Source organism: Nocardioides sp. QY071 (assembly GCF_029961765.1).
Lineage (GTDB): Bacteria > Actinomycetota > Actinomycetes > Propionibacteriales > Nocardioidaceae > Nocardioides.
On the sequence record NZ_CP124681.1, the window covers coordinates 4,059,469 to 4,078,746 of the forward strand.

Here is a 19,278-nt window from a genome sequence, read left to right on the forward strand (position 1 = left end):
GTACCCCATGCATCGCCCAGGACGTGCGCTCGTCGCGCTCCTCGTCGCGCTGGCGCTCGCGGTCGTCGCGAGCGGGTGCGGCGTCACCCGCGGCTCGGACGACCCGAGCAACCGGCGGCTGCGGATGATGATCCCCAACAGCGTCGGCGGCGGCTACGACCTCACCGGCCGTGCCGCGGCGCGCGCCATGGAGGACAACGATCTCACCGGCCGCTTCGAGATCACCAACGTGCAGGGCGCGAGCGGCACGGTCGCGATGCAGCGCCTGGTCAACGAGAAGGGCGCCGACGACCTCATGATGATCATGGGGCTCGGCGTGGTCGGCGCGGTCTACACCAACAAGTCCAGCGCCACCCCGCTGAAGATGACGCCGATCGCCCGGCTCGTCGAGGAGCAGGAGGGCATCCTGGTGCCCGCCGACTCGCCGTTCAAGACGGTCGACGACCTGGTGGCGGCCTGGAAGAAGGACCCGGGCGGCCTCACCGTCGGCGGCGGCTCCAGCAACGGCGGGCCCGACCACCTGTTCCCGATGCAGCTGGCCGACACGATCGGGGTCGACCCGAAGCAGGTCAACTACATCTCCTACGACGGCGGCGGCCCCCTCACGACCGCGCTCCTGGGCGCCAAGATCGATGTCGGCATGTCCGGCCTCGGCGAGTTCGAGGGCCAGATCAAGGACGGCAAGCTGCGTGTCCTCGCCGTCTCGGGCGCCGAGCGCCTCGACGGCGTCGACGCGCCGACCCTCACCGAGTCGGGCGTCGACCTGGTGTTCACCAACTGGCGCGGGGTGCTCGCTCCGCCCGGGATCTCCGAGGCCCAGCGGGACTACCTCACCGAGCTGTTGACCGAGATGCACGACACGGCCGAGTGGAAGGACGCCCTCGAGGCCAACGGCTGGACCGACAACTTCGCCACCGGCAAGGAGTTCGAGGACTTCCTCGCCGAGCAGGACGACCGCGTCGCCGACACCCTGAAGGAGCTGGGACTCGCATGAGCGCGACCACCAACGAACCCACCCGCCTGGTCGACAAGGCCCAGTACGGCCTGGCCGCCTTCCTCGGCCTCGCCGGGGGCTACGTCCTCCTCGACGCCGCAGGGCTCGAGGACGGCTTCGCCGACCAGCCGGTCCAGCCCTACACGCTGCCGTACGTCGTCGGCGCCGGGCTGGTGATCCTCGGGATCCTGCTCGCCGTCGCCACCGCGCGCGGCGACCGGCCCGAGGCCGAGGAGGGCGAGGACATCGACCTCACCCAGGGCACCGACGTGCGCACGGTGGGGCTGCTGGCCCTCGTGCTCGTGGCCAACATCGCGCTGATCGACGTCCTTGGCTGGGCCATCACCGGCGCGCTGCTGTTCGCCGGCTCCGCCGTCGTCCTCGGCAGCCGCAGCTGGGTGCGCGACCTCGCCGTCGGCGTCGCCCTGTCGGTCGGCAGCTGGTACGGCTTCTACGTCGGCCTCGGGATCCCGATCCCCGCCGGCATCCTGGACGGAGTGCTCTGATGGACCTGCTGCTCGACGGCTTCCAGACCGCCCTCACTCCGGAGAACCTGCTCTTCGCCGCCCTCGGCGTGCTGCTCGGCACCGCCGTCGGCGTGCTGCCCGGCATCGGCCCGGCGATGACCCTGGCCCTGCTGCTGCCGGTGACCTACAGCGTCGGCGCCGACAGCGCGATCATCATGTTCGCAGGCATCTACTACGGCGGCATGTACGGCGGATCGACCACCTCGATCCTGCTCAACACCCCCGGCGAGTCCTCGTCGGTCATCACGGCGATCGAGGGCAACAAGATGGCGAAGGCGGGTCGAGCGGCCCAAGCCCTCGCCACCGCCGCGATCGGCTCGTTCGTGGCCGGCAGCATCGCGACGGTGCTGCTGTGGATCGTGACCCCGCAGGTGGCCGACATCGTCGTCACGCTCGGCTCGCCGTCGTACTTCGCCCTGATGGTGCTGGCCCTCTTCGCCGTCACCGCGGTGCTCGGATCCTCCAAGCTGCGCGGCTTCATCGCGCTCTTCCTCGGCCTGGCGATCGGCCTGGTCGGCACCAGCACCGGCCAGGCACGACTGACCTTCGGCGAGCCGCTGCTGGCCGACGGCATCGACATCGTCGTGGTCGCCGTCGCGCTGTTCGCGATCGGCGAGGCGCTGTGGGTCGCCGCCCACCTGCGCCGCAAGCCGCTGGAGATCATCCCCGTCGGCCAGCCGTGGATGAGCCGGTCCGACTGGGCACGGTCGTGGAAGCCGTGGCTGCGCGGCACCGCCTTCGGCTTCCCGTTCGGCGCGCTTCCGGCCGGTGGCGCCGAGCTGCCGACCTTCCTGTCGTACGCCACCGAGAAGAAGCTGACCAAGCACCCGGAGGAGTTCGGCAAGGGCGCGATCGAGGGCGTCGCCGGCCCGGAGGCCGCCAACAACGCCTCCGCTGCGGGCACCCTGGTCCCGCTGCTCGCGCTCGGCCTGCCGACCACGGCGACCGCCGCGATCATGCTCGTCGCCCTGCAGGGCTACGGGTTCCAGACCGGTCCGACCCTGATGGACGACCACCCCGACCTGGTCTGGGGCCTGCTCGCCAGCCTGTTCGTCGCCAACGCGCTGCTGCTCGTCCTCAACCTGCCGATGGCCCCGCTGTGGGCGCGACTGCTGCGGATCCCCCGGCCCTACCTGTACGCCGGCATCCTCTTCTTCGCCTCGCTCGGCGCCTACAGCGTGAACTTCCAGGCGTTCGACCTGGCGCTGCTGCTGGCGATCGGCGTGCTCGGCTTCTTCATGCGCCGCTTCGGGATCCCGGTGCTGCCGCTGATCATCGGGGTCATCCTCGGCCCCAAGCTCGAGGACCAGCTGACCACCGCGCTGAAGATCTCCCAGGGCGACGTCAGCACCCTGTGGAGCGAACCGGTGGCCGTCGTCGTCTACGTGGTGATGGCCCTGCTGCTCGTCGCCATGACCGTCGCCGGTCTCCGCAAGCCCGCCGACACCACCCACCCGCAGGACGAGAAGGAGCTGGTCGAGCGATGAGCATCGTGGTCGCCTACAGCGCGGACCGGTACGGCGCAGCTGCCCTCGAGCACGCCGCCGACCTCGCCCGCAAGGACCGCACCCGCCTGGTCGTCGTCAACGCGACGCTCGGCAGCAGCCTGGTCGACAACCGCTTCGCGCACGACGCGGACATCGCCGCGCTGCGGGACCGGCTCGTCGCGGACGGTCTCGACGTCGTCGTACGCCACGACGTCGTGGACGACGTCGCCGAGGCGGTCGTCGCCGCGGCCGACGAGGAGCAGGCCACGCTGATCGTGGTCGGCATCCGGCACCGTACGCCGGTCGGGAAGCTGCTGCTCGGCAGCGTGGCGCAGCGGATCATCCTGGAGGCGCACTGTCCGGTGCTGGCGGTGAAGCCGGCGGGCTGACGCCGGTCAGCGCACCGCGGCGACCAGCGTCTCCTGCAGGAAGCCCAGCCACTCGTAGATGTGGTGCGCCTGGGCGCGCGGGTCGTCGTCGGGCAGGTCGTACCAGTAGTCCTCGTCGCCCTCCTCGACCTCGAGGCGGGTGCCGAGGGCGAGGCGCAGGTCGGTGAAGGAGCGCATCCAGACCAGCGCGGTCTCGGGGTCGAGCTCGACGTCGATGGTGAGGTCCTCGCCGGTGGGCTCGGGCGGCAACCCGGCCTCCTCGAGGACGTCGATGACCGACGCCGCGGCGCGGGCCTTGCCGTCGCGCAGCGCGCCCTCGGTGTAGCGGCGGAACTCGCCGGCCGCCTCGTCGTCGCCCTGGTAGGCGTTGGGGAAGAGCCGGCGCAGCACCGGGTCCTCGGGCTCGGTGGTGGGGCCGGAGAAGTCGAGGAGCGCCTCGAGCGGGTCACGCTCGGTGGCGGCGACGGCCGACTCGTTGTGCAGCAGCTCGACCAGCTGGCCGGCCAGGGAGCGCAGCAGGTCGGCCTCGAACACCGAGAAGGTCGCGATGGCGCGCTTGCTCCGGCGGTGCCGGACGAATCCAGAGGTCACGTCAGCTCATTCGGCTTTCGACAGGGTCGCCCACAGGCCGTACTCGTGCATGGCCTGCACGTCGCGCTCCATCTCCTCGCGGGTGCCGCTGCTGACGACGGACCTGCCGTCCTCGTGGACCTCCATCATCAGCTTCTCGGCCTTCTTCTTGCCGTAGCCGAAGTGCTTCTGGAAGACGAAGGTGACGTACGACATCAGGTTCACGGGGTCGTTCCACACCACCGTCACCCAGGGGGTGTCGGCGAGCGTGATCGATTCCGGGGTGAGGTCCTGCTGGACTCCCGGATCGACCTTCTCCGGGCTCGCGGTCGTCACGGCTCCATGGTGTCACAGGGCATCGGCGCTCACGAGCACCACTTGTCGGCCAGAGTCGTGACGACGTTGAAGTTCCGGTTGGTGGCCACCACCTGCAGCGCCTTCTCGCACTTGAACGGGTCCACCGCGCCTGCCTGGTAGCCCGGGCCGAGCAGCAGGTGCACCGCCCGGTGTCGTACGACGGCCGCGTTGACCTCGTCGCTGCGCGCCTCCAGCTCGGCGACCCGGGCAGGGGCGGGCTCGCCCTTGAGCAGGTAGACGTAGTGCCGCTCCACGTCCGGGCGGGACGCCGTCAGCTCCCGCGCATCCGCCGCGACGGCCCTGAGCTCGGCCGGCGTGTAGACGATGGTCGGCACCTCGAACCCGGCCTGCGCCAGGTAGGCCTTCTCCAGCGCGGCCTCCACCTTGGCGCGCGAGCGCAGCGGCGTGGTCAGCCGGACGTTGCCGGTGTTGATGTGGGTCAGCACGTCGGCGCCGCCGGCGGCCTCGGTCGCGGCGACGATGTCGGCCTTGGCGAACTTGCGGTTCGGCCCGAGGTTGATGGCGCGCAGGAAGGCGACGTAGGTCGGCATGCGCTCATTGTGTCGTGCACCACCCTCGCTCGACATGCATAGGTTTCCTATGTATATTCGAACGACGTGAGCACCCCCGACGTCGACGACCTCAGCAGCGACCTCACGGTGTACGCCGCCCGGCTGGTCCGGCTGGTGCGCCGCGAGCACGCTCCGTCGGCCGGCATCCGGGTGCTCTCGATCCTCGACGAGACCGGCCCCCTCGCGATCACCGCACTCGCCCAGATCGACCGCTGCTCGCAGCCGACGATGACCGGCCAGGTCAACCAGCTGGTCGAGGCCGGGTGGTCCACCAAGGAGCCCAACCCCGCCGACGCACGCAGCAGCCTGGTCTACCTCACCGACGCCGGCCGGGCCGAGCTGGCCCGGATCCGGCAGCTCAGCGCCGCGCTCGTGTCCGAGCGCCTCGCCCGTCGTACCGAGCTCTCCACGAACGACCTCGCGACCGCCGTGGCCGTGCTCCAGGCCGTCCTCGAACCCGCACCCCCGACCACTCCGGAAGGAAACTCGTGACCACCGCCCTCCACGCCGAGACCGACACCGGTTCCGGCTCGTTCCTCCACCAGCCGCGCGCAGTGTGGGCCGTCGCCTTCGCCTGCGTCATCGCCTTCATGGGCATCGGCCTGGTCGACCCGATCCTCAAGGAGATCGCGGCCAAGCTCGAGGCGACGCCGAGCCAGGTGTCGCTGCTGTTCACCAGCTACATGGCGGTGATGGGCGTCGCGATGCTGGTCACCGGCGTCGTCTCGACCCGGATCGGCGCCAAGTTGACCCTGCTCACCGGACTGGTCCTGATCATCGTGTTCGCCGGCCTGGCCGGCATGTCCGGCTCGGTCGGCGCCGTGATCGGCTTCCGTGCCGGCTGGGGGCTGGGCAACGCGCTGTTCATCGCGACCGCGCTGTCCACCATCGTCAGTGCGTCCAAGGGCTCGCTGGCCCAGGCGATCATCCTCTTCGAGGCCGCCCTCGGCCTCGGCATCGCGTCGGGCCCGCTCGTCGGCGGACTGCTCGGCGAGCAGTCGTGGCGCGGCCCGTTCTTCGGGGTCTCGGTGCTGATGACGATCGCGCTCGTGGCGACCGCGGTCTTCCTGCCCGCGACCCCGCCGGCCGCCCGTCGTACGACACTCGCGGACCCGTTCAAGGCCCTCGCCTACCCCGCGCTCGCCGTGATGGCCGCGGTCGCGGTCTGCTACAACCTCGGCTTCTTCTCACTGCTCGCCGCCGGCCCGTTCGCGCTGCCCGAGGCCGGGATCATGCAGATCGGCTGGATCTTCTTCGGCTGGGGCGTGCTGCTCGCCGTCGCGTCGGTCGCGCTCGCGCCGTGGGTACAGCGCAAGGTCGGCACGGTGCCCGCGCTGATCGGGGCGCTGACCCTGTTCGCGCTCGACCTGCTGCTGATGGCCGTCGGCGCCTCCACGTCGACCGTCGTGATCGTGGGCATCGTCATCGCCGGCGCCTTCCTCGGCGTCATCAACACCCTGGTCACCGAGGCCGTCATGGGCGCCGCGCCCGTCGAGCGGCCGGTCGCCTCGGCGGCGTACTCCTTCGTCCGCTTCACCGGCGGCGCCGTCGGCCCGTACGTCGCCCTCAAGCTCGCCGAGCACCAGGGTTCGGCCGCGCCGTTCTGGTTCGGCGGGATCGCGGTCGCAGTCGGTGTCGTGGTCCTCGTGGCCGGCGCCCGCACCATCCACACCGCTCTCCACGGCGCCCCCGCCGCCCACTCCCCCGAGGAGGCGGAGGCCGAGGCACTCGGCGACCTCAGCTGACCCGGCCCGAAGTGGCCCGCAGACTCAGCCGACCCGGCAGAAAGTGTCGCTCGTGACCGTCACTTTCTGCCGGGTCGGCGGAGTTTCGGAGCTACTTCGGGCCGGGTCAGCTGAAGATCATGCAGCTGGAGCTCGCGTAGGCGACCAGCTTGCCGCGGCCGTCGTACAGCTTCGCCTCGGCGAGGGCGGTACGGCGGCCGCGCTGCAGCACCGTGCCGACGGCACGCAGCCGGCCGGAGTCGACGGTGACCGGCTTGAGGAACTTCACGGTGAGGTCGAGGGAGGTGTAGGCCTCGCCGACGGCGAGCGTGGAGTGGACCGCGCAGCCGCAGGCGGAGTCGAGCAGGGTGGCGAAGACCCCGCCGTGCACGCTGCCGATCGGGTTGTAGTGGCGCAGCTCGGGGTCGAGCTCGAAGATCGCAGTCCCCCGCTCGGGCACCTCGAAGCCCACGAACCCGAGGGTGTCGGCGATCGGCGCTGCCGGGAGGTGGCCGTCGAGGATGGCGTGCAGTTGCTCGAACCCGTCGAGCGCGCCGGGGTCGATCTGGGTCTGGATCGCGGACTCAGTCATGGCCCCATCAGACCAACCCGAGGCTGAGTCTGTCAATGAGACCTGGGTCGCCTATGCTGGCACGATGGACACCCCGCCGGCGCTGGCCTGGTCGGTCGACAACTGCACGCTCGGCCGGGCGATGGCGATCCTGGGCGAGCGGTGGACGGTGGTCGTGCTGCGCGAGGTCTTCCTCGGGATCCGTCGCTTCGACGACATCCGCCGGCACGCCGGCATCCCTCGCCAGGTGCTGACCGACCGCCTCGCCTCGCTCGTCGAGGAGGGCATCCTGCGCAAGGAGCCCTACCGCGAGGACGGCGCGCGCACCCGCCACGAGTACCGGCTCACCGAGAAGGGCCTCGAGCTCCAGCCGATCCTGCTCGCGATCAGCCACTGGGGCGACCGCCACCTCGCCGACCCCGGCGGCCCACCCACCGTGTTCGTGCACCGCGACTGCGAGCAGCCGGTCCACGTCGAGGTCCGCTGCACCGCGGGCCACACCGTCGAGCCGCGCGGGGTGGCCACGCGGCCCGGTCCGGGGGTGCGACCGTTCGAGGGACCGGGTCAGGCGCGCGAGCGGGCCAGCAGGTAGACGAAGTACGGCGCACCGATCAGCGCCACGACCAGCCCGGCCGGGACCTGCGCCGGCGCGATGACCGTCCGGCCGACGAGGTCGGCCAGCCCGAGCAGCACCGCGCCGACGAGTACGGCGACCGGCACCGAGCGGGCGTGGCGGCCACCGACCAGCGCCCGGGCCAGGTGAGGCGCGACCAGTCCGACGAAGCCGACGACGCCGACCGCGGCCACGCTGGTCGCCGCCAGCAGGGCGGCGGTGACCAGGACGACCAGGCGGACCGTCTCGAGGCGCACCCCGACCAGGCGCGGGGTGTCCTCGTCGAGCGCGAGCAGGTCGAGCTCGCGACGCACCAGCCAGGCCAGCGGCAGGGCGAGGGCGAGCACCACGGCGACGGGCAGGACCTGCTCGAAGGTGCGGCCGTACGTCGTACCCGACATCCAGGTGTAGATCCGCGGCGTGTCCCAGGGGTTCGAGCGCACCAGCAGGAACGTGGTGAGCGCGGCGGCGCCGTACCAGGTACCGATGCCGATGAGCAGCAGCCGGTCGGCGTTGAGGCCGTGGCGCCAGGACAGGCCGTAGACGAGGGCGAAGGAGACCAGGGCGCCCACGACGGCGCCGACCAGGATCGTGCCGTTGCTCGCGGCCTGGGAGACGCCGGCGCCGGTCACCACGACGACGGCGCCGACGCCCGCGCCGCCGGTGATGCCGAGGATCCCCGGCTCGGCGAGCGGGTTGCGACAGGTCGCCTGGACGAGAGCGCCCGAGAGCGCGAGCGCGGCCCCGCCGAGCACGGCCGCAGCGACGCGCGGCGCCCGCTCGTCGAGCGCGAACTGGATCAGTGGCGCCGCCTCACCGTTCAGCCACAGGGAGATGTCGCCGGCCTTGAGCCAGGTGTCGCCGGCGAGCAGCCCGACCAGCGTGATCGCGACCGCGGCGGCGAGTACCACCGCGAGGACGACCGCGAAGCGCAGCCGGGTGCCGACCCGCACCCTCGCGGCGGCCGGCTGCTGGGTCGGGCCGGAGTCACGGCTACGGCGGGCCAGCGCGATCATCACGACCGCGCCGAGGAGGGTGGTGGTGATGCCGGTCGGGATCGAGATCGCCTCGTCCGCGCCGAGGACCGCGCGGATCAGGGCGTCGGCGAGGATGACGACCACCGCGCCGGTCAGGCCGGCGGCGGGGATCAGCACCGCGTGCCGGTTCAGCGCCGGCACGAGGCGACCCGTGAGCCGCACGATCACGGGGGCGAACAGGCCGACGAAGCCGATCGGTCCGGCGAGGGTGACCGACGCCGCCGTCAGCAGTACGGCGAGCACGGTGCCGGCCGCGCGCGTCGAGCGGACAGGTACGCCGAGCACGGCCGCGCTGTCGTCGCCGAGGCCGAGCAGGTCGAGCCGGCGCGCGAGCAGCAGCGCGGCGAGGGTGCACACGACCACGACCGGCGCCGCCTGCTGGAAGGCGCGCATCCCGAGCTGGCTGAGCGAGCCGCTCCCCCAGGCGAACAGGCTGGTGGTCTCCTCGTCGAACAGGATGAGCAGCGTCGAGGTGGCGGCCTGCAGGGCCAGTGCGACGGCGGAGCCGGCGAGCACGAGCCGGGTGGTCGCCGTACCGGCGCCGCCGGCGAGGCCGAGCACCAGGAACGCGGCGAGCGAGCCGCCGGCGAAGGCGGTCAGGCCCGAGGCCCAGATCGGCACGGTGAGCCCGAAGGCGGCGACGACGGTCACCGCGAGGTAGGCACCGCCGGTGACCGCGAGGGTGTCGGGCGAGGCGAGCGCGTTGCGGGCCAGCGACTGGAACAGCGCGCCCGCCACGCCGAGCGCGAAGCCGACCGCGATGCCGGCGGCCAGCCGCGGCATGCGCGAGCCGATCAGGACGTCGCCGGCGTCGGCTCCGGTTCCGGCACCGGACCCGCCGCCGAGCAGCCAGCGGACGAGGTCGCCGGCACCGACGGCGGACGTGCCCTGCGTCAGGTGCCAGGCGGAGACGCCCAGCAGGGTGACGACGAGCAGCAGCAGCGCGCCGGTGGCGCTGGTGACACCGGCCCGCCCGAGGCGTGGCGTAGCCCCTGACGTCCCGGGACGCGCGGTGGTGCGCTGCTGCTGCTCGACGCTCATGGCACTACCCGTCGGCTACTTGGTCAGCAGGTCGACGTACGCGTCGATGACCTGCTCGGCCGTGCGCGGGCCGCCGAAGGTCCACACCCCGGCCGGGAACGCGTGCGCGCGGCCCTCGGCGACGGCGGGGATCTTCTGCCACACGGCGTTCTCGGCGAGCGCGGCGTTGACGTCGCCCTCGGGGTCGACGGTGCCGGTGTAGAAGAAGGTGGCGTCGCCGAGCTCGCTCATGCCCTCGATGTCGGTCTGGCCGAGGCCGTACGCCGGGTCGACCTTGCCGGTCCAGGCGTTCTCCAGGCCCAGCTCCTCGCCGAGCTCACCCATCAGCGAGCCCTGGCCGAACGGGCGGATCGAGACGTTGCCGCCCTGGATCCAGCCGTCGAAGTAGACGAACTTCCCGGCGTCGGTCGCGGCGACCTTCTCCTTGGCCTCGGCCAGGTGGGCGTTGAAGTCGTCGACGACGACCTTGGCCCGCTCCTCGCGGCCGGTCGCCTGGGCGATCAGCTCGAAGGTGTCGATCATGTTGGCGACCGGGTCGGCGGCGTCGGCGCCCTTGGTGGCGAGCACCGGGACGTCGTACTTCGCCAGCTGCTTGAGGATCTCGTCGTCGGGCGTGTAGGCCTCGACGATGACCAGGTCGGGGTTGGTGCCGAACAGCGTCTCGAGGTTCGGCTCGCCGCGGGTACCGACATCGGTCACGCCGTCGGGCAGCTTCTCAGCGGTGTCCCAGGTCGTGTAGCCCTCGGCGTCGGCGACGGCGACCGGCGCGACGCACAGGGAGAGCACGTCCTCGACCTGCTGCCACTCCAGGACGGCGACCCGCTCGGCCGGCTTGTCCAGCTCGACCGTGCGGCCGTAGCTGTCGGTCAGCTTCACCGGACCGGTCGAGGTCGCGGTCTCGTCGGCGGAGCACTCGGCCGAGTCGGCGGCCTTCGGGGCCGGCTTGTCACCGGCGTCGGCGTCGGTCGTGCCGCAGGCGGCCAGCAGCAGGCCGAGCGGCAGCACCGCCATGGGAGCCAGGGCAGCGATCGGTCGGGTCTTCATCGGGTTCCTCACTGGTGGGTGGTCGGACGCGGTGTCAGCGGCGTCGTTGGTGGTGCCTGCCCTGGGCCTCCACCCGCACCGCGCCCGTGTCCGGGTCGACGAAGCAGCGGATGGGCAGTCCGTAGACGGCGGAGAGGTGCTCCCCCGTGAGTACGTCGGCGGGTGTGCCGACCGCGTGGACCGCGCCCTGGTGCAGCAGCACGACCTGGTCGGCCACGGTGGCGGCATGGTTCAGGTCGTGCAGGACGACGCCGAGCGCCGTCCCGTGCCGGTCCGCGAGGTCGCGGACCAGGTCGAGCGTCTCGACCTGGTAGCGCAGGTCGAGGTGGTTGGTGGGCTCGTCGAGCAGGACGACGGCGGTGTCCTGGGCGAGGCAGGTGGCCAGCCAGACCCGCTGGAGCTCGCCGCCGGAGAGCTGGTCGACGGGCCGGTCGGCCATCGCGTCGATGCCGGTGACGGCCATCGCGTGGTCGATCGCGGCCCGGTCGGCATCGGTGACACCGGCGAACCGGCCGCGGTGCGGGTGCCGGCCGAAGGCGACGACGTCGCGGACCTCGAGGCCGGACGGGTGCGGTCGCGACTGGGAGAGCAGCGTGACCCGGCGCGCGAACTCCTTCGCGCTCAGCGGCGCGGTGTCGTCCTCGTCGAGGGTGATCCGGCCCTCGGTCACCGGGTGCAGCCGGGCGAGCGAGCGCAGCACCGTCGACTTGCCGCTGCCGTTGGGCCCGATCAGCGCGGTCACCTCGCCGGGCACGAGGCGCACGGAGACGCCGTGCACCACCGTGCTGCGCTGGTAGCCCAGCACCAGGTCGCGTCCTTCGAGAACTGTCGTCACGAAAGGCAGCCTAGCCTAAGTTAGGCCAGCCTTTCCTATGGGGTGCCTCACGGCGTCAGGACGTCTTGCGCACCGCCCACTCCCGGATCCGGTCGATCCGCTTCTGCAGCTGGTCGGCGTTGGCGACGGCGGCCGCCGGTCCCCCGCACTCCTTGCGCAGCGCGGCGTGGGTGATGCCGTGGGCCTGACCGGTGCGGTGGTTCCAGGAGGCGACGAGCGAGTTGAGCTCGCGGCGCAGCAGGCCGAGGTGCTCGTGGGTGGTGACCTCGGCGAGGGTGTCGGCGGCCCGCTCGTGCTCGGACTGCCCGGCAGCCTCCGGCCGTCGCGTACGACGACGGTCGGCCTGCCGCTGCTGGAGCAGGGCGCTGACCTGGTCGGGCTCGAGCAGGCCGGGGATGCCGAGGAAGTCCATCTCCTCGTCGGACCCGACGTGGACCTCGCCCTCGTGGCCGAACTGTGCGCCGTCGTACAGCGCGTGGTCGAAGCGGGCCTCGGAGCCGAGCGCCTCGAAGGGCCCCAGCTCGAGCTCCTCGGAGGCCGACTCGGAGGCGTTGGCCTGGTTCATCAGGTCTTCCTCGGCGGCGAAGATGTCGCCGTCCTCGCTGACCTTGCGCTTGAGCACGTGGTCGCGCTGCGCCTCCAGCTCTGCCGCGAAGGAGAGCAGGTTGGGCACCGACGGGAGGAAGACCGAGGCGATCTCGCCGCGCTTGCGTGCGCGCACGAAGCGGCCGACGGCCTGGGCGAAGAACAGCGGGGTCGACGTCGTGGTCGCCCACACGCCGACCGCCAGCCGCGGGACGTCGACGCCCTCGGAGACCATCCGGACCGCGACCATCCAGCGCGAGTCGCTCTCGGAGAACGCCGAGATCTTCTTGGATGACGCCTTCTCGTCGGAGAGCACGACGGTCACCGACTCGCCGCTGATCTGCTTGAGCAGCTTGGCGTAGGCCCGGGCACTGTCCTGGTCGGACGCGATCACCAGGCCGCCGGCGTCGGGGACGTGGCGGCGCACCTCCGAGAGGCGCTTGTCGGCCGCCTCGAGCACCGACGGCATCCAGGAGCCGTTGGGGTCGAGCGCGGTGCGCAGCGCCTGGGAGGTCATGTCCTTGGTGAGCGGCTCCCCCAGGGACGCGGCGACCTCGTCGCCGGCCCGGGTGCGCCAGCTCATCTGGCCGGAGTAGGCCAGGAACAGCACGGGCCGCACGACGTGGTCGGCGAGCGCCTCGGAGTAGCCGTAGGTGTAGTCGGCCACCGAGGTCGGTACGCCGCCCTCCCCGGGGGCGTAGGTGACGAACGGGATCGGGTTGATGTCGGAGCGGAACGGCGTGCCGGTCAGCGCCAGGCGGCGGGCGGCCGGCTCGAACGCCTCGCGCACGCCCTCGCCCCAGCTCAGCGAGTCGCCGGCGTGGTGGATCTCGTCGAGGATCACGAGCGTCTTGAACCGCTCGGTGCGGATCCGCATGGCGAGGGGGTTCACGCCGACACCGGCGTAGGTGACCGCGACGCCGACGTAGTCGCTGGCGATCTTGCCCGAGCCCGCGGAGTACGTCGGGTCGATCGGGATGCCGGCGCGGGCCGCCGCCTCGGCCCACTGGAGCTTGAGGTGCTCGGTGGGCGCGACGATGATCAGCCGGTCGACGAGACGCCGGCCGAGCAGCTCCGCGGCCACGGTGAGCGCGAAGGTGGTCTTGCCGGCGCCCGGGGTCGCGACGGCGAGGAAGTCACGCGGGTTGCGGGCGAGGTAGTCGGTGAGCGCAGCGGACTGCCAGGCACGCAACGACGGCGCCGTGCCCCAGGCTGCCCGCTCCGGCCACGCCGGACCGAGCGAGGTCATGCGTCGGGACCGGACCCTTCCGGGCCGTTGCCGCCCGGCTTGTCGTCGGACAGACCCTCCCAGATCTCCTTGCAGTCCGGGCAGACCGGGAACTTCTCGGGCGCCCGGCTGGGCACCCAGACCTTCCCGCACAGGGCCACGACCGGGGTGCCCATGACCATCGCCTCGGTCAGCTTGTCCTTCTCCACGTAGTGGGAGAAGCGCTCGTGGTCGCCCTCGTCGGTCGGGACGGTACGGCGGTCCTCACGGACGTCCGTGTCTGTCGAGAATCCGATCGTGGTCACCTGGCCAGTCTAGTGGTCCTCAGTGGCCACCGGAGACATCGACGTCCTCCGGGAGCCCGCGCCACACCACGATCGCGACCAGCAGCGTGATCACCGCGCCGGCGAGGCCGACGATCCCGAACGCGTCGGTGTACGACGCCAGCGCGGCCGGCTCCACCGCGGTCCCCAGCGCACCGGTGACCGACTCCACAGCAGCGTCCGGCGCGCCGACCGGGAGGCCGTGGCGGTAGACGACACCGGCGAGGCTGCCGAGCAGCGCGATCCCGAGCACCCCGCCGACCTCGTAGGACATCTCCTCGACCGCGGCCGCCGACCCGGCCTGGTGGGCGGGCGCGGCGCCCATGATCAACGCGGACGCCAAGCCCAGGGCCGCCGTACCGAAGCCGACGAGGAGCAGGGAGACCGCGACGCCGGCGTACGGCATCGGGCGGGGCAGCAGCCACAGCACCAGCAGGCCGGCAGCGAGCACGACCAGGCCCGCGACGACCACGTTGCGTGCGCCGCACCGGGCGGCGACCGCGGGCGCCAGCGGCGGGCCGACCAAGCCGCCCAACGCCATCGGCAGCAGCGCGACGCCAGCCGTCAGCGGGCTCCAGCCCTGGACCAGCTGCAGCCACTGCGAGCCGACGAACAGCAGCGCCATCATCGCGGTGCTGCTCACCAGCGCGGTGACCACGCCGGAGCGGAAGACGGGGTTCGCGAAGAGTCGTACGGCGAGCATCGGCTCGTCCTGGCGCAGGCAGCGCAGCACGAACCCGGCGAGCATCGCGACACCGGCGACCAGCACCAGGAGGGTCGCGACGTCGACGTCGCCCTTGCCGAGGTGCTTGACGCCGTAGACGGCAGCGACCATGCCGGCGACCGAGAGGACGGTGCCGATCGCGTCGACCCGGCCGGGCCTCTCCGAGCGGCTCTCGGGAAGCAGCTGGAGGCCGGCGACGAGCGCCACGACCATGAGCGGCACGTTGACGAGGAAGGCCGCGTGCCAGCTGAACGCGCTGAGCAGCGCGCCGCCGACGATCGGGCCGACGGCGCCACCCACGGCGGCGGTCGCGGCCCACAGCCCGAGCGCGAACGCGCGCTCGCGGGCATCGGGGAAGAGCGCCCGGATCAGCGACAGCGTGGCCGGCATGATCATCGCGCCGCCGACACCCAGCAGGGCGCGCACGGCGATCACGTCGCCAGGACTGCGCGCGACCAGCGCGGCAAGCGAGGCGACGGCGAAGATCGTGAAGCCGGTGAGCAGCATCCGGCGCCGGCCCCAGCGGTCGGCGATCGCCGCGACCGGGACGAGCAGGCCGGCGAGGACGAGTGAGTAGACGTCGACGATCCACAGCTGGGCGAGCGCGCCCGCGTGCAGGTCCTCGGTCAGGTCCGGCAGCGCGACGTTGAGGACGGTCATGTCCATCACGACGACGAGCAGGCTGGCCGCGAGGACGGCCAGTCCACCCCAGCGGCGGCGGCCCTGCACCTCGGCGGACTGCGGGCCGATCGTGGTGGTCATCGGGCAGCACCGCCCTCGAGGAAGGTGGAGCGGACCAGGGCCTGGGCGTCGTTGCGGGCGATGTCGCCGGCGACGAGAGCGTCGCGGGCGGCGACGAGGAGGCCGTAGACGCTGTGCCCCAGCCAGCGGGCGGGCACGTCGGAGCGGAGGACGCCGGCCGCCTGCGCGGCGGCATAGAGCGCGACCTCGTCGGCGAACAGCGCCGCGGCGCGCTCACGCAGATCGGGCGCGTTGAGGACCGTCGGGTCGGTCAGCGCGATGCCGAGCTCGTCGGCGTCGATCACGAACTGCCCGAGGATCTCGTCGAGGCAGGCCCGGATCCGCGCTGCGTCGCCCGAGGCGACGACCTCGGCGACGCGGGCCTCGACGAGGGTCTCCTCCCAGCGGTCCAGCGAGCGGCGGCCGATCTCGTGGAGCAGGTCCTCACGGCTGGCGAAGTGGCGGTGGACGGTCGCGCGGCCCACGCCGGCCGCGGTCGCGATCTGTGCCATCGACGCGGTCGGATCCGTGGTGAGCAGGCGCTGAGCTGCGGCCAGCACCGTGTCCCGGGTGGTCATGGTTCCTCCTTGCTGAGACATCACTGTCTCACATGAGACATTGATGTCTCAACTCTGCAGAGGAGGTCAGTTCAGCTCGGGGTCGGCCGGGCGGGTGGCATGGAACGCGAGGTCGCCGGGCTGGCGGCGCAGCACCTGGCGGCGCAGGTCGCGGGTGTCGCCGAGGAAGGCGTCGTCGACGTGGCTCGGCACGACGTACCAGCTGCCCTCCGCGATCTCGGCCTGGAGCTGGCCGGCGCCCCAGCCGGCGTACCCCGCGAAGATCCGCAGCCGGTCGACCGTGCCGTCGACGAGCTCGCGCGGGGTGTCGAGGTCGAGCAGGCCGACCCGGTCCCACAGTCGCCGGAAGCCGGCGGCGTGCTCACCGCCGGGGGCGGCCAGGGCGACCGCGAGCGCGCCGTCGGTCGCGACCGGCCCGCCCTGGAAGAGCACCTCGGGCTCCTCGACCACCTCGCCCCACTCCCCCAGCACCTCGGACACCGGGAGCGCGGTGGGGCGGTTCAGGACGACGCCGAGCGCGCCCTCGTCGTTGACGTCGAGGAGCAGCACGACCGTGTCGACGAAGTTGGGGTCGAGCAGGTCGGGCGACGCCAGCAGCAGGCGTCCGGCACACAGCTCGCTGGACATGGCTCCATCATCCCCCTTCGCCGGCCGCGCGGAAGCAACACAACCCCGGACCCGACGCGAGATTGGGAGGGAGACGCGTCGGGCCCGGGGCCGCACTCAGGAGGGGCTGGGTCAGGCGGCGACCACCGCGCGCAGGCGCTCGAGGAGGGAGCCGCGGACCTCGGGCTCGGCGTACACCGCGTCCGGGGTGACGACCGGCATGCCGCGGTGGAGCAGGCGGGCCCGCTCCTCGATCTCGGCGCCGATCCGGTGCGCGGCCTCGTCGCCGATGCTCGTGCGGCCGGCCAGCACGGCGAGCAGGTGGTGCTCCTTGAAGGAGGCGGCCTCCATCGCCGACGCCATGGCGTCGTCGAGCGGGTGGGCCTGGTAGTGGTCGATGATCATCCGAACGCCGGGCAGCTCGTGGGCGGTGTTGCTCCACGCGATCTCGACGGCCTCGGCGAGGTCCATCGGCTGGTGCGCGAGCATCCGCTCGATCTGGCCCGACAGGCGGGTGTGCCACTTCAGCGTGAGGGCGGCGAGCAGGTCGAGCTCGTCGCGGAACGCGACGGAGACACCGTCGACGTCCATGGGCAGCAGGCCGTCGCGGCGCACGGCGGAGGTTGCGATGACGGAGCGGAGGGTCTCGCCCCGGTTGTGAAAGGCCGTCCAGGTCATGGTCAGCACTCCTGTATCGATCGGCGGTCGTCCGGAACTCGGGGTATCCGACATACCGCTGGTACGTACTACGAGTATGGAGCCGACCACGGGTATGCCCAAGGGCACGACACCGTGATCCCGCCCACCCGGCGCAGTGACGGGTGTCACGGCGCGCCTATGCTGAACCGGTGGCGAAGGCATCGGTGTCGAAACTCGTCCCCAAGGTCCCCGTCCCCGGGGTGCCCGGGGCGTCTCGCCGGGCCGCGTACTCCGCCTCCACCAAGCGGGCCCTGGTCGACGTCGCCGAGCAGCTCTTCGCCGAGAAGGGGTACGCCGGGACCTCGCTGGACGCCATCGTGTCCGGCGCGCGGGTGACCAAGGGCGCGCTCTACCACCACTTCTCCGGCAAGCAGGCGCTCTTCGAGTCCGTCTTCGAGCGGGTCGAGCAGGAGGCCGCCAAGCGGATCCAGAAGTCGCTGCGCGGCCAGAAGGACCCTTGGCGCAAGGCGACCGAGGGCCTGCGCTCCTTCCTCGACGTGGTCCAGGAGTCGCCGTACCGCCGGATCGTGATCCAGGACGGGCCGGCCGTGCTCGGCTACGAGCGCTACCGCGAGCAGGAGGAGCGCTCGACCTTCGCCAACATCGTCGAGATCGTCCGCGCCACGCTCGACGCGGGCTCGTGGGACCTCGACGAGGACATGCTGCAGACGTTCGCGCGGATCTTCTTCGGCGCGATGTCCTCAGCCGGCGAGTCCGTCGCGACGGCCGCCGACCCGGAGGCCGCGGCCCGCCGGGTCGAGGGGGCGATCGGGTTCCTGCTCGCCGGCGTGCAGAGCCTGGTCGAGCAGGGCATCGCCATGCCGAGCGCGCTCGGGGCCGACCGCCGGGCGGCCGACCCCGAGTGAGCCCGCGTCAGTTGTAGGTGACCGAGCCCGGCGACGCGGCACCCTTGCCGGGCACCAGCTCGAGCCAGGTCTTGCCGGCCGGGAGCTCGATCTCGTTGCCGGCGGCGTCCTTGAAGGTCAGCTCGGCGCCCTCGTCGGCCTTCTCCCAGGTCACGTCGATCGCCTGGCCGCCGTGGAAGATGACCGCCTTGCCCTTGCCCTCGAAGTGCGAGACCGGGACCGGGTTGCCGGCGGGGTCCGAGTAGGGCGCCAGGCTGGTGCGCACGGTCGCCGCGATGACGGTGTCGGGCTTGAAGACGTCGCCGTCGGCCATGTAGCCGTTCTGCAGGGCGTACTTCGCGCCGTCGTACTTCCAGTTGGAGGTGCGACCGGGCGACAGCTTGATGGCCATCGTCGTCGCCGGCGCACCGGCCGGGAGCGCGGCGTCGCCGAACGGGAGGTAGTCGGCAGGGCGGGTCGCGGTGCCGCGCGCCGAGGCGCCGATCTTCTTCAGGTCGGCCATCACGCTGTGCAGCGAGTCGTGGGTGCCGTCGTTGATGCGCACCACGTGGGGGTTGTTCATGTCGAGGAACTTGATCCCGGCCTTGCGCAGGCCGTTGAGCGTCACCGGCGCGGCGCCCGAGGTGATGATGGTCGCACCCAGCGGCTTGGCGATGCCGATGTCGGTCAGGCGCATCGAGCGCACCGGGCCGGCCTTGTCGGGCAGCTTCTGGTAGAAGAACACCGCGAGCCGGGTGATCCCGCCCTCGACCAGCTCCTCGACCACCAGGTCGGCCTTGCCGACGCCGATCTGCGGGTCGCTGTCGATCGAGTTGTCGATCTTGACGATGTACGCCGGGTGCTTGCGCGCGGGGTCCGCGCCACCATCGGTCAGCTCACCGGTCAGCGGCCAGGTGGCCGGCGGCGCCGGCGTCTCGCTGGCCGCCGTCGGGTTGTCGTCGCCGCCGCTGGACTTCTTCCCGCCGTCGTCACCACCCCCGCAGCCGGCGAGCGCGAGGCTCAGCACGACGAGCGAGGCGGGCAGGGCACGGCGGAGGATCGAGGAACGCACGCGGCAAGTCTGACCCACGCCGCACCCAGACGACGGAGCCGCCCCCGCGTGTCGGGGTGTGACATGGCGGGCCGCGGCAGCGTCGTACCGGGAAAGCACACCGTCCCCGGGAGAGA

General features: G+C 72.1%; 22 protein-coding genes. 8 read left to right on the plus strand and 14 right to left on the minus strand.

Features of this window, described 5'->3' with window-relative positions; genetic code table 11:
- Positions 1 to 7 precede the first annotated feature (7 nt).
- Genes QI633_RS19570 through QI633_RS19585 form a run of 4 tightly spaced genes read left to right on the plus strand, consistent with a single transcriptional unit; the run spans position 8 to position 3,397 of the window.
- Positions 8 to 994, plus strand: coding sequence for a tripartite tricarboxylate transporter substrate-binding protein (locus QI633_RS19570; protein WP_141797837.1), 987 nt, complete (start codon positions 8 to 10; stop codon positions 992 to 994).
- Positions 991 to 1,500 carry a tripartite tricarboxylate transporter TctB family protein gene (locus QI633_RS19575; protein ID WP_282426787.1) on the plus strand — a complete coding sequence of 170 codons (510 nt, stop codon included), beginning with the start codon at positions 991 to 993 and terminating at the stop codon, positions 1,498 to 1,500. Before QI633_RS19570 ends, QI633_RS19575 begins: the two co-directional genes overlap by 4 nt.
- Positions 1,500 to 3,008 (plus strand): tripartite tricarboxylate transporter permease, encoded by a 1,509-nt coding sequence (locus QI633_RS19580; RefSeq protein WP_282426788.1) that lies wholly within the window; start codon positions 1,500 to 1,502, stop codon positions 3,006 to 3,008. The genes QI633_RS19575 and QI633_RS19580 overlap by 1 nt, the downstream gene beginning before the upstream one ends.
- Positions 3,005 to 3,397, plus strand: coding sequence for a universal stress protein (locus QI633_RS19585; protein WP_282426789.1), 393 nt, complete (start codon positions 3,005 to 3,007; stop codon positions 3,395 to 3,397). Before QI633_RS19580 ends, QI633_RS19585 begins: the two co-directional genes overlap by 4 nt.
- Before the next feature lie 6 nt (positions 3,398 to 3,403).
- Here QI633_RS19585 and QI633_RS19590 read toward each other — a convergent pair whose 3' ends face one another.
- From QI633_RS19590 to QI633_RS19600, 3 genes are all read right to left on the minus strand, one after another.
- The gene (locus tag QI633_RS19590) at positions 3,404 to 3,988 is read right to left on the minus strand and encodes a DUF2017 domain-containing protein (protein WP_282426790.1); all 585 of its coding nucleotides are present in this window, start codon (positions 3,986 to 3,988) and stop codon (positions 3,404 to 3,406) included.
- Positions 3,989 to 3,994: 6 nt separating this feature from the next.
- Positions 3,995 to 4,240 (minus strand): ATP-dependent Clp protease adapter ClpS, encoded by a 246-nt coding sequence (clpS, locus tag QI633_RS19595; RefSeq protein ID WP_260806572.1) that lies wholly within the window; start codon positions 4,238 to 4,240, stop codon positions 3,995 to 3,997.
- 92 nt (positions 4,241 to 4,332) lie between these two features.
- Positions 4,333 to 4,875: a DUF1697 domain-containing protein gene (locus QI633_RS19600; RefSeq protein ID WP_282426791.1), complete on the minus strand. Its 543-nt coding sequence runs from the start codon at positions 4,873 to 4,875 to the stop codon at positions 4,333 to 4,335.
- A 66-nt stretch (positions 4,876 to 4,941) separates the two neighbouring features.
- Here QI633_RS19600 and QI633_RS19605 point away from each other — a divergent pair, with 66 nt between their 5' ends.
- Positions 4,942 to 5,388: a MarR family winged helix-turn-helix transcriptional regulator gene (locus QI633_RS19605; RefSeq protein ID WP_282426792.1), complete on the plus strand. Its 447-nt coding sequence runs from the start codon at positions 4,942 to 4,944 to the stop codon at positions 5,386 to 5,388.
- Positions 5,385 to 6,641: an MFS transporter gene (locus QI633_RS19610; RefSeq protein ID WP_260805835.1), complete on the plus strand. Its 1,257-nt coding sequence runs from the start codon at positions 5,385 to 5,387 to the stop codon at positions 6,639 to 6,641. The genes QI633_RS19605 and QI633_RS19610 overlap by 4 nt, the downstream gene beginning before the upstream one ends.
- A gap of 106 nt (positions 6,642 to 6,747) precedes the next feature.
- Here QI633_RS19610 and QI633_RS19615 read toward each other — a convergent pair whose 3' ends face one another.
- Positions 6,748 to 7,212, minus strand: a complete 465-nt coding sequence (locus QI633_RS19615) for a PaaI family thioesterase (RefSeq protein ID WP_141797829.1) — start codon at positions 7,210 to 7,212, stop codon at positions 6,748 to 6,750.
- A 64-nt stretch (positions 7,213 to 7,276) separates the two neighbouring features.
- Here QI633_RS19615 and QI633_RS19620 point away from each other — a divergent pair, with 64 nt between their 5' ends.
- Positions 7,277 to 7,783, plus strand: a complete 507-nt coding sequence (locus QI633_RS19620) for a helix-turn-helix domain-containing protein (protein ID WP_141797828.1) — start codon at positions 7,277 to 7,279, stop codon at positions 7,781 to 7,783.
- Here the strand turns inward: QI633_RS19620 and QI633_RS19625 are convergent.
- The 9 genes from QI633_RS19625 to QI633_RS19665 all read right to left on the minus strand — a co-directional run bounded on the left by QI633_RS19625 (position 7,756) and on the right by QI633_RS19665 (position 17,224).
- Entirely contained in the window at positions 7,756 to 9,882 is a 2,127-nt protein-coding gene (locus QI633_RS19625) for an iron ABC transporter permease (protein WP_282426793.1), read from the minus strand. The genes QI633_RS19620 and QI633_RS19625 overlap by 28 nt on opposite strands.
- 15 nt (positions 9,883 to 9,897) lie before the next feature.
- Complete coding sequence (locus QI633_RS19630; RefSeq protein WP_141797826.1) at positions 9,898 to 10,926, minus strand: iron-siderophore ABC transporter substrate-binding protein; 1,029 nt, start codon at positions 10,924 to 10,926, stop codon at positions 9,898 to 9,900.
- A gap of 34 nt (positions 10,927 to 10,960) precedes the next feature.
- On the minus strand, positions 10,961 to 11,761 hold the full coding sequence (locus QI633_RS19635; RefSeq protein WP_141797825.1) for an ABC transporter ATP-binding protein: 801 nt from the start codon (positions 11,759 to 11,761) through the stop codon (positions 10,961 to 10,963).
- A 55-nt stretch (positions 11,762 to 11,816) separates the two neighbouring features.
- Positions 11,817 to 13,595, minus strand: coding sequence for a DEAD/DEAH box helicase (locus tag QI633_RS19640; RefSeq protein ID WP_282426794.1), 1,779 nt, complete (start codon positions 13,593 to 13,595; stop codon positions 11,817 to 11,819).
- Complete coding sequence (locus tag QI633_RS19645; protein WP_141800939.1) at positions 13,592 to 13,870, minus strand: DUF3039 domain-containing protein; 279 nt, start codon at positions 13,868 to 13,870, stop codon at positions 13,592 to 13,594. The genes QI633_RS19640 and QI633_RS19645 overlap by 4 nt, the downstream gene beginning before the upstream one ends.
- A gap of 28 nt (positions 13,871 to 13,898) precedes the next feature.
- Positions 13,899 to 15,383, minus strand: coding sequence for an MFS transporter (locus QI633_RS19650; RefSeq protein WP_282426795.1), 1,485 nt, complete (start codon positions 15,381 to 15,383; stop codon positions 13,899 to 13,901).
- Positions 15,380 to 15,940 carry a TetR/AcrR family transcriptional regulator gene (locus QI633_RS19655; protein ID WP_141797822.1) on the minus strand — a complete coding sequence of 187 codons (561 nt, stop codon included), beginning with the start codon at positions 15,938 to 15,940 and terminating at the stop codon, positions 15,380 to 15,382. Before QI633_RS19655 ends, QI633_RS19650 begins: the two co-directional genes overlap by 4 nt.
- Positions 15,941 to 16,006: 66 nt before the next feature.
- Positions 16,007 to 16,567, minus strand: coding sequence for a YqgE/AlgH family protein (locus QI633_RS19660; RefSeq protein ID WP_141797821.1), 561 nt, complete (start codon positions 16,565 to 16,567; stop codon positions 16,007 to 16,009).
- Positions 16,568 to 16,678: 111 nt separating this feature from the next.
- Complete coding sequence (locus QI633_RS19665) at positions 16,679 to 17,224, minus strand: hypothetical protein (RefSeq protein WP_141797820.1); 546 nt, start codon at positions 17,222 to 17,224, stop codon at positions 16,679 to 16,681.
- Positions 17,225 to 17,394: 170 nt separating this feature from the next.
- Between QI633_RS19665 and QI633_RS19670 the strand changes: the two genes are divergently transcribed.
- Entirely contained in the window at positions 17,395 to 18,111 is a 717-nt protein-coding gene (locus QI633_RS19670) for a TetR/AcrR family transcriptional regulator (RefSeq protein ID WP_141797819.1), read from the plus strand.
- 7 nt (positions 18,112 to 18,118) lie between these two features.
- Here the strand turns inward: QI633_RS19670 and QI633_RS19675 are convergent, their stop codons facing one another.
- Positions 18,119 to 19,162 carry a DUF3048 domain-containing protein gene (locus tag QI633_RS19675; RefSeq protein ID WP_282426796.1) on the minus strand — a complete coding sequence of 348 codons (1,044 nt, stop codon included), beginning with the start codon at positions 19,160 to 19,162 and terminating at the stop codon, positions 18,119 to 18,121.
- Positions 19,163 to 19,278 lie beyond the last annotated feature (116 nt).

Excerpts from the sequence above, each read along its gene's own strand:
- QI633_RS19575 (WP_282426787.1), top strand. The coding sequence starts at position 991 with ATGAGCGCGACCACCAACGAACCCACCCGCCTGGTCGACAAGGCCCAG.
- QI633_RS19625 (WP_282426793.1), bottom strand. The coding sequence starts at position 9,882 with ATGAGCGTCGAGCAGCAGCAGCGCACCACCGCGCGTCCCGGGACGTCA.
- QI633_RS19640 (WP_282426794.1), bottom strand. The coding sequence starts at position 13,595 with ATGACCTCGCTCGGTCCGGCGTGGCCGGAGCGGGCAGCCTGGGGCACG.
- QI633_RS19600 (WP_282426791.1), bottom strand. The coding sequence starts at position 4,875 with ATGCCGACCTACGTCGCCTTCCTGCGCGCCATCAACCTCGGGCCGAAC.
- QI633_RS19620 (WP_141797828.1), top strand. The coding sequence starts at position 7,277 with ATGGACACCCCGCCGGCGCTGGCCTGGTCGGTCGACAACTGCACGCTC.
- QI633_RS19570 (WP_141797837.1), top strand. The coding sequence starts at position 8 with ATGCATCGCCCAGGACGTGCGCTCGTCGCGCTCCTCGTCGCGCTGGCG.
- QI633_RS19585 (WP_282426789.1), top strand. The coding sequence starts at position 3,005 with ATGAGCATCGTGGTCGCCTACAGCGCGGACCGGTACGGCGCAGCTGCC.
- QI633_RS19615 (WP_141797829.1), bottom strand. The coding sequence starts at position 7,212 with ATGACTGAGTCCGCGATCCAGACCCAGATCGACCCCGGCGCGCTCGAC.
- QI633_RS19655 (WP_141797822.1), bottom strand. The coding sequence starts at position 15,940 with ATGACCACCCGGGACACGGTGCTGGCCGCAGCTCAGCGCCTGCTCACC.
- QI633_RS19665 (WP_141797820.1), bottom strand. The coding sequence starts at position 17,224 with ATGACCTGGACGGCCTTTCACAACCGGGGCGAGACCCTCCGCTCCGTC.
- QI633_RS19660 (WP_141797821.1), bottom strand. The coding sequence starts at position 16,567 with ATGTCCAGCGAGCTGTGTGCCGGACGCCTGCTGCTGGCGTCGCCCGAC.
- QI633_RS19630 (WP_141797826.1), bottom strand. The coding sequence starts at position 10,926 with ATGAAGACCCGACCGATCGCTGCCCTGGCTCCCATGGCGGTGCTGCCG.
- QI633_RS19650 (WP_282426795.1), bottom strand. The coding sequence starts at position 15,383 with ATGACCACCACGATCGGCCCGCAGTCCGCCGAGGTGCAGGGCCGCCGC.
- QI633_RS19580 (WP_282426788.1), top strand. The coding sequence starts at position 1,500 with ATGGACCTGCTGCTCGACGGCTTCCAGACCGCCCTCACTCCGGAGAAC.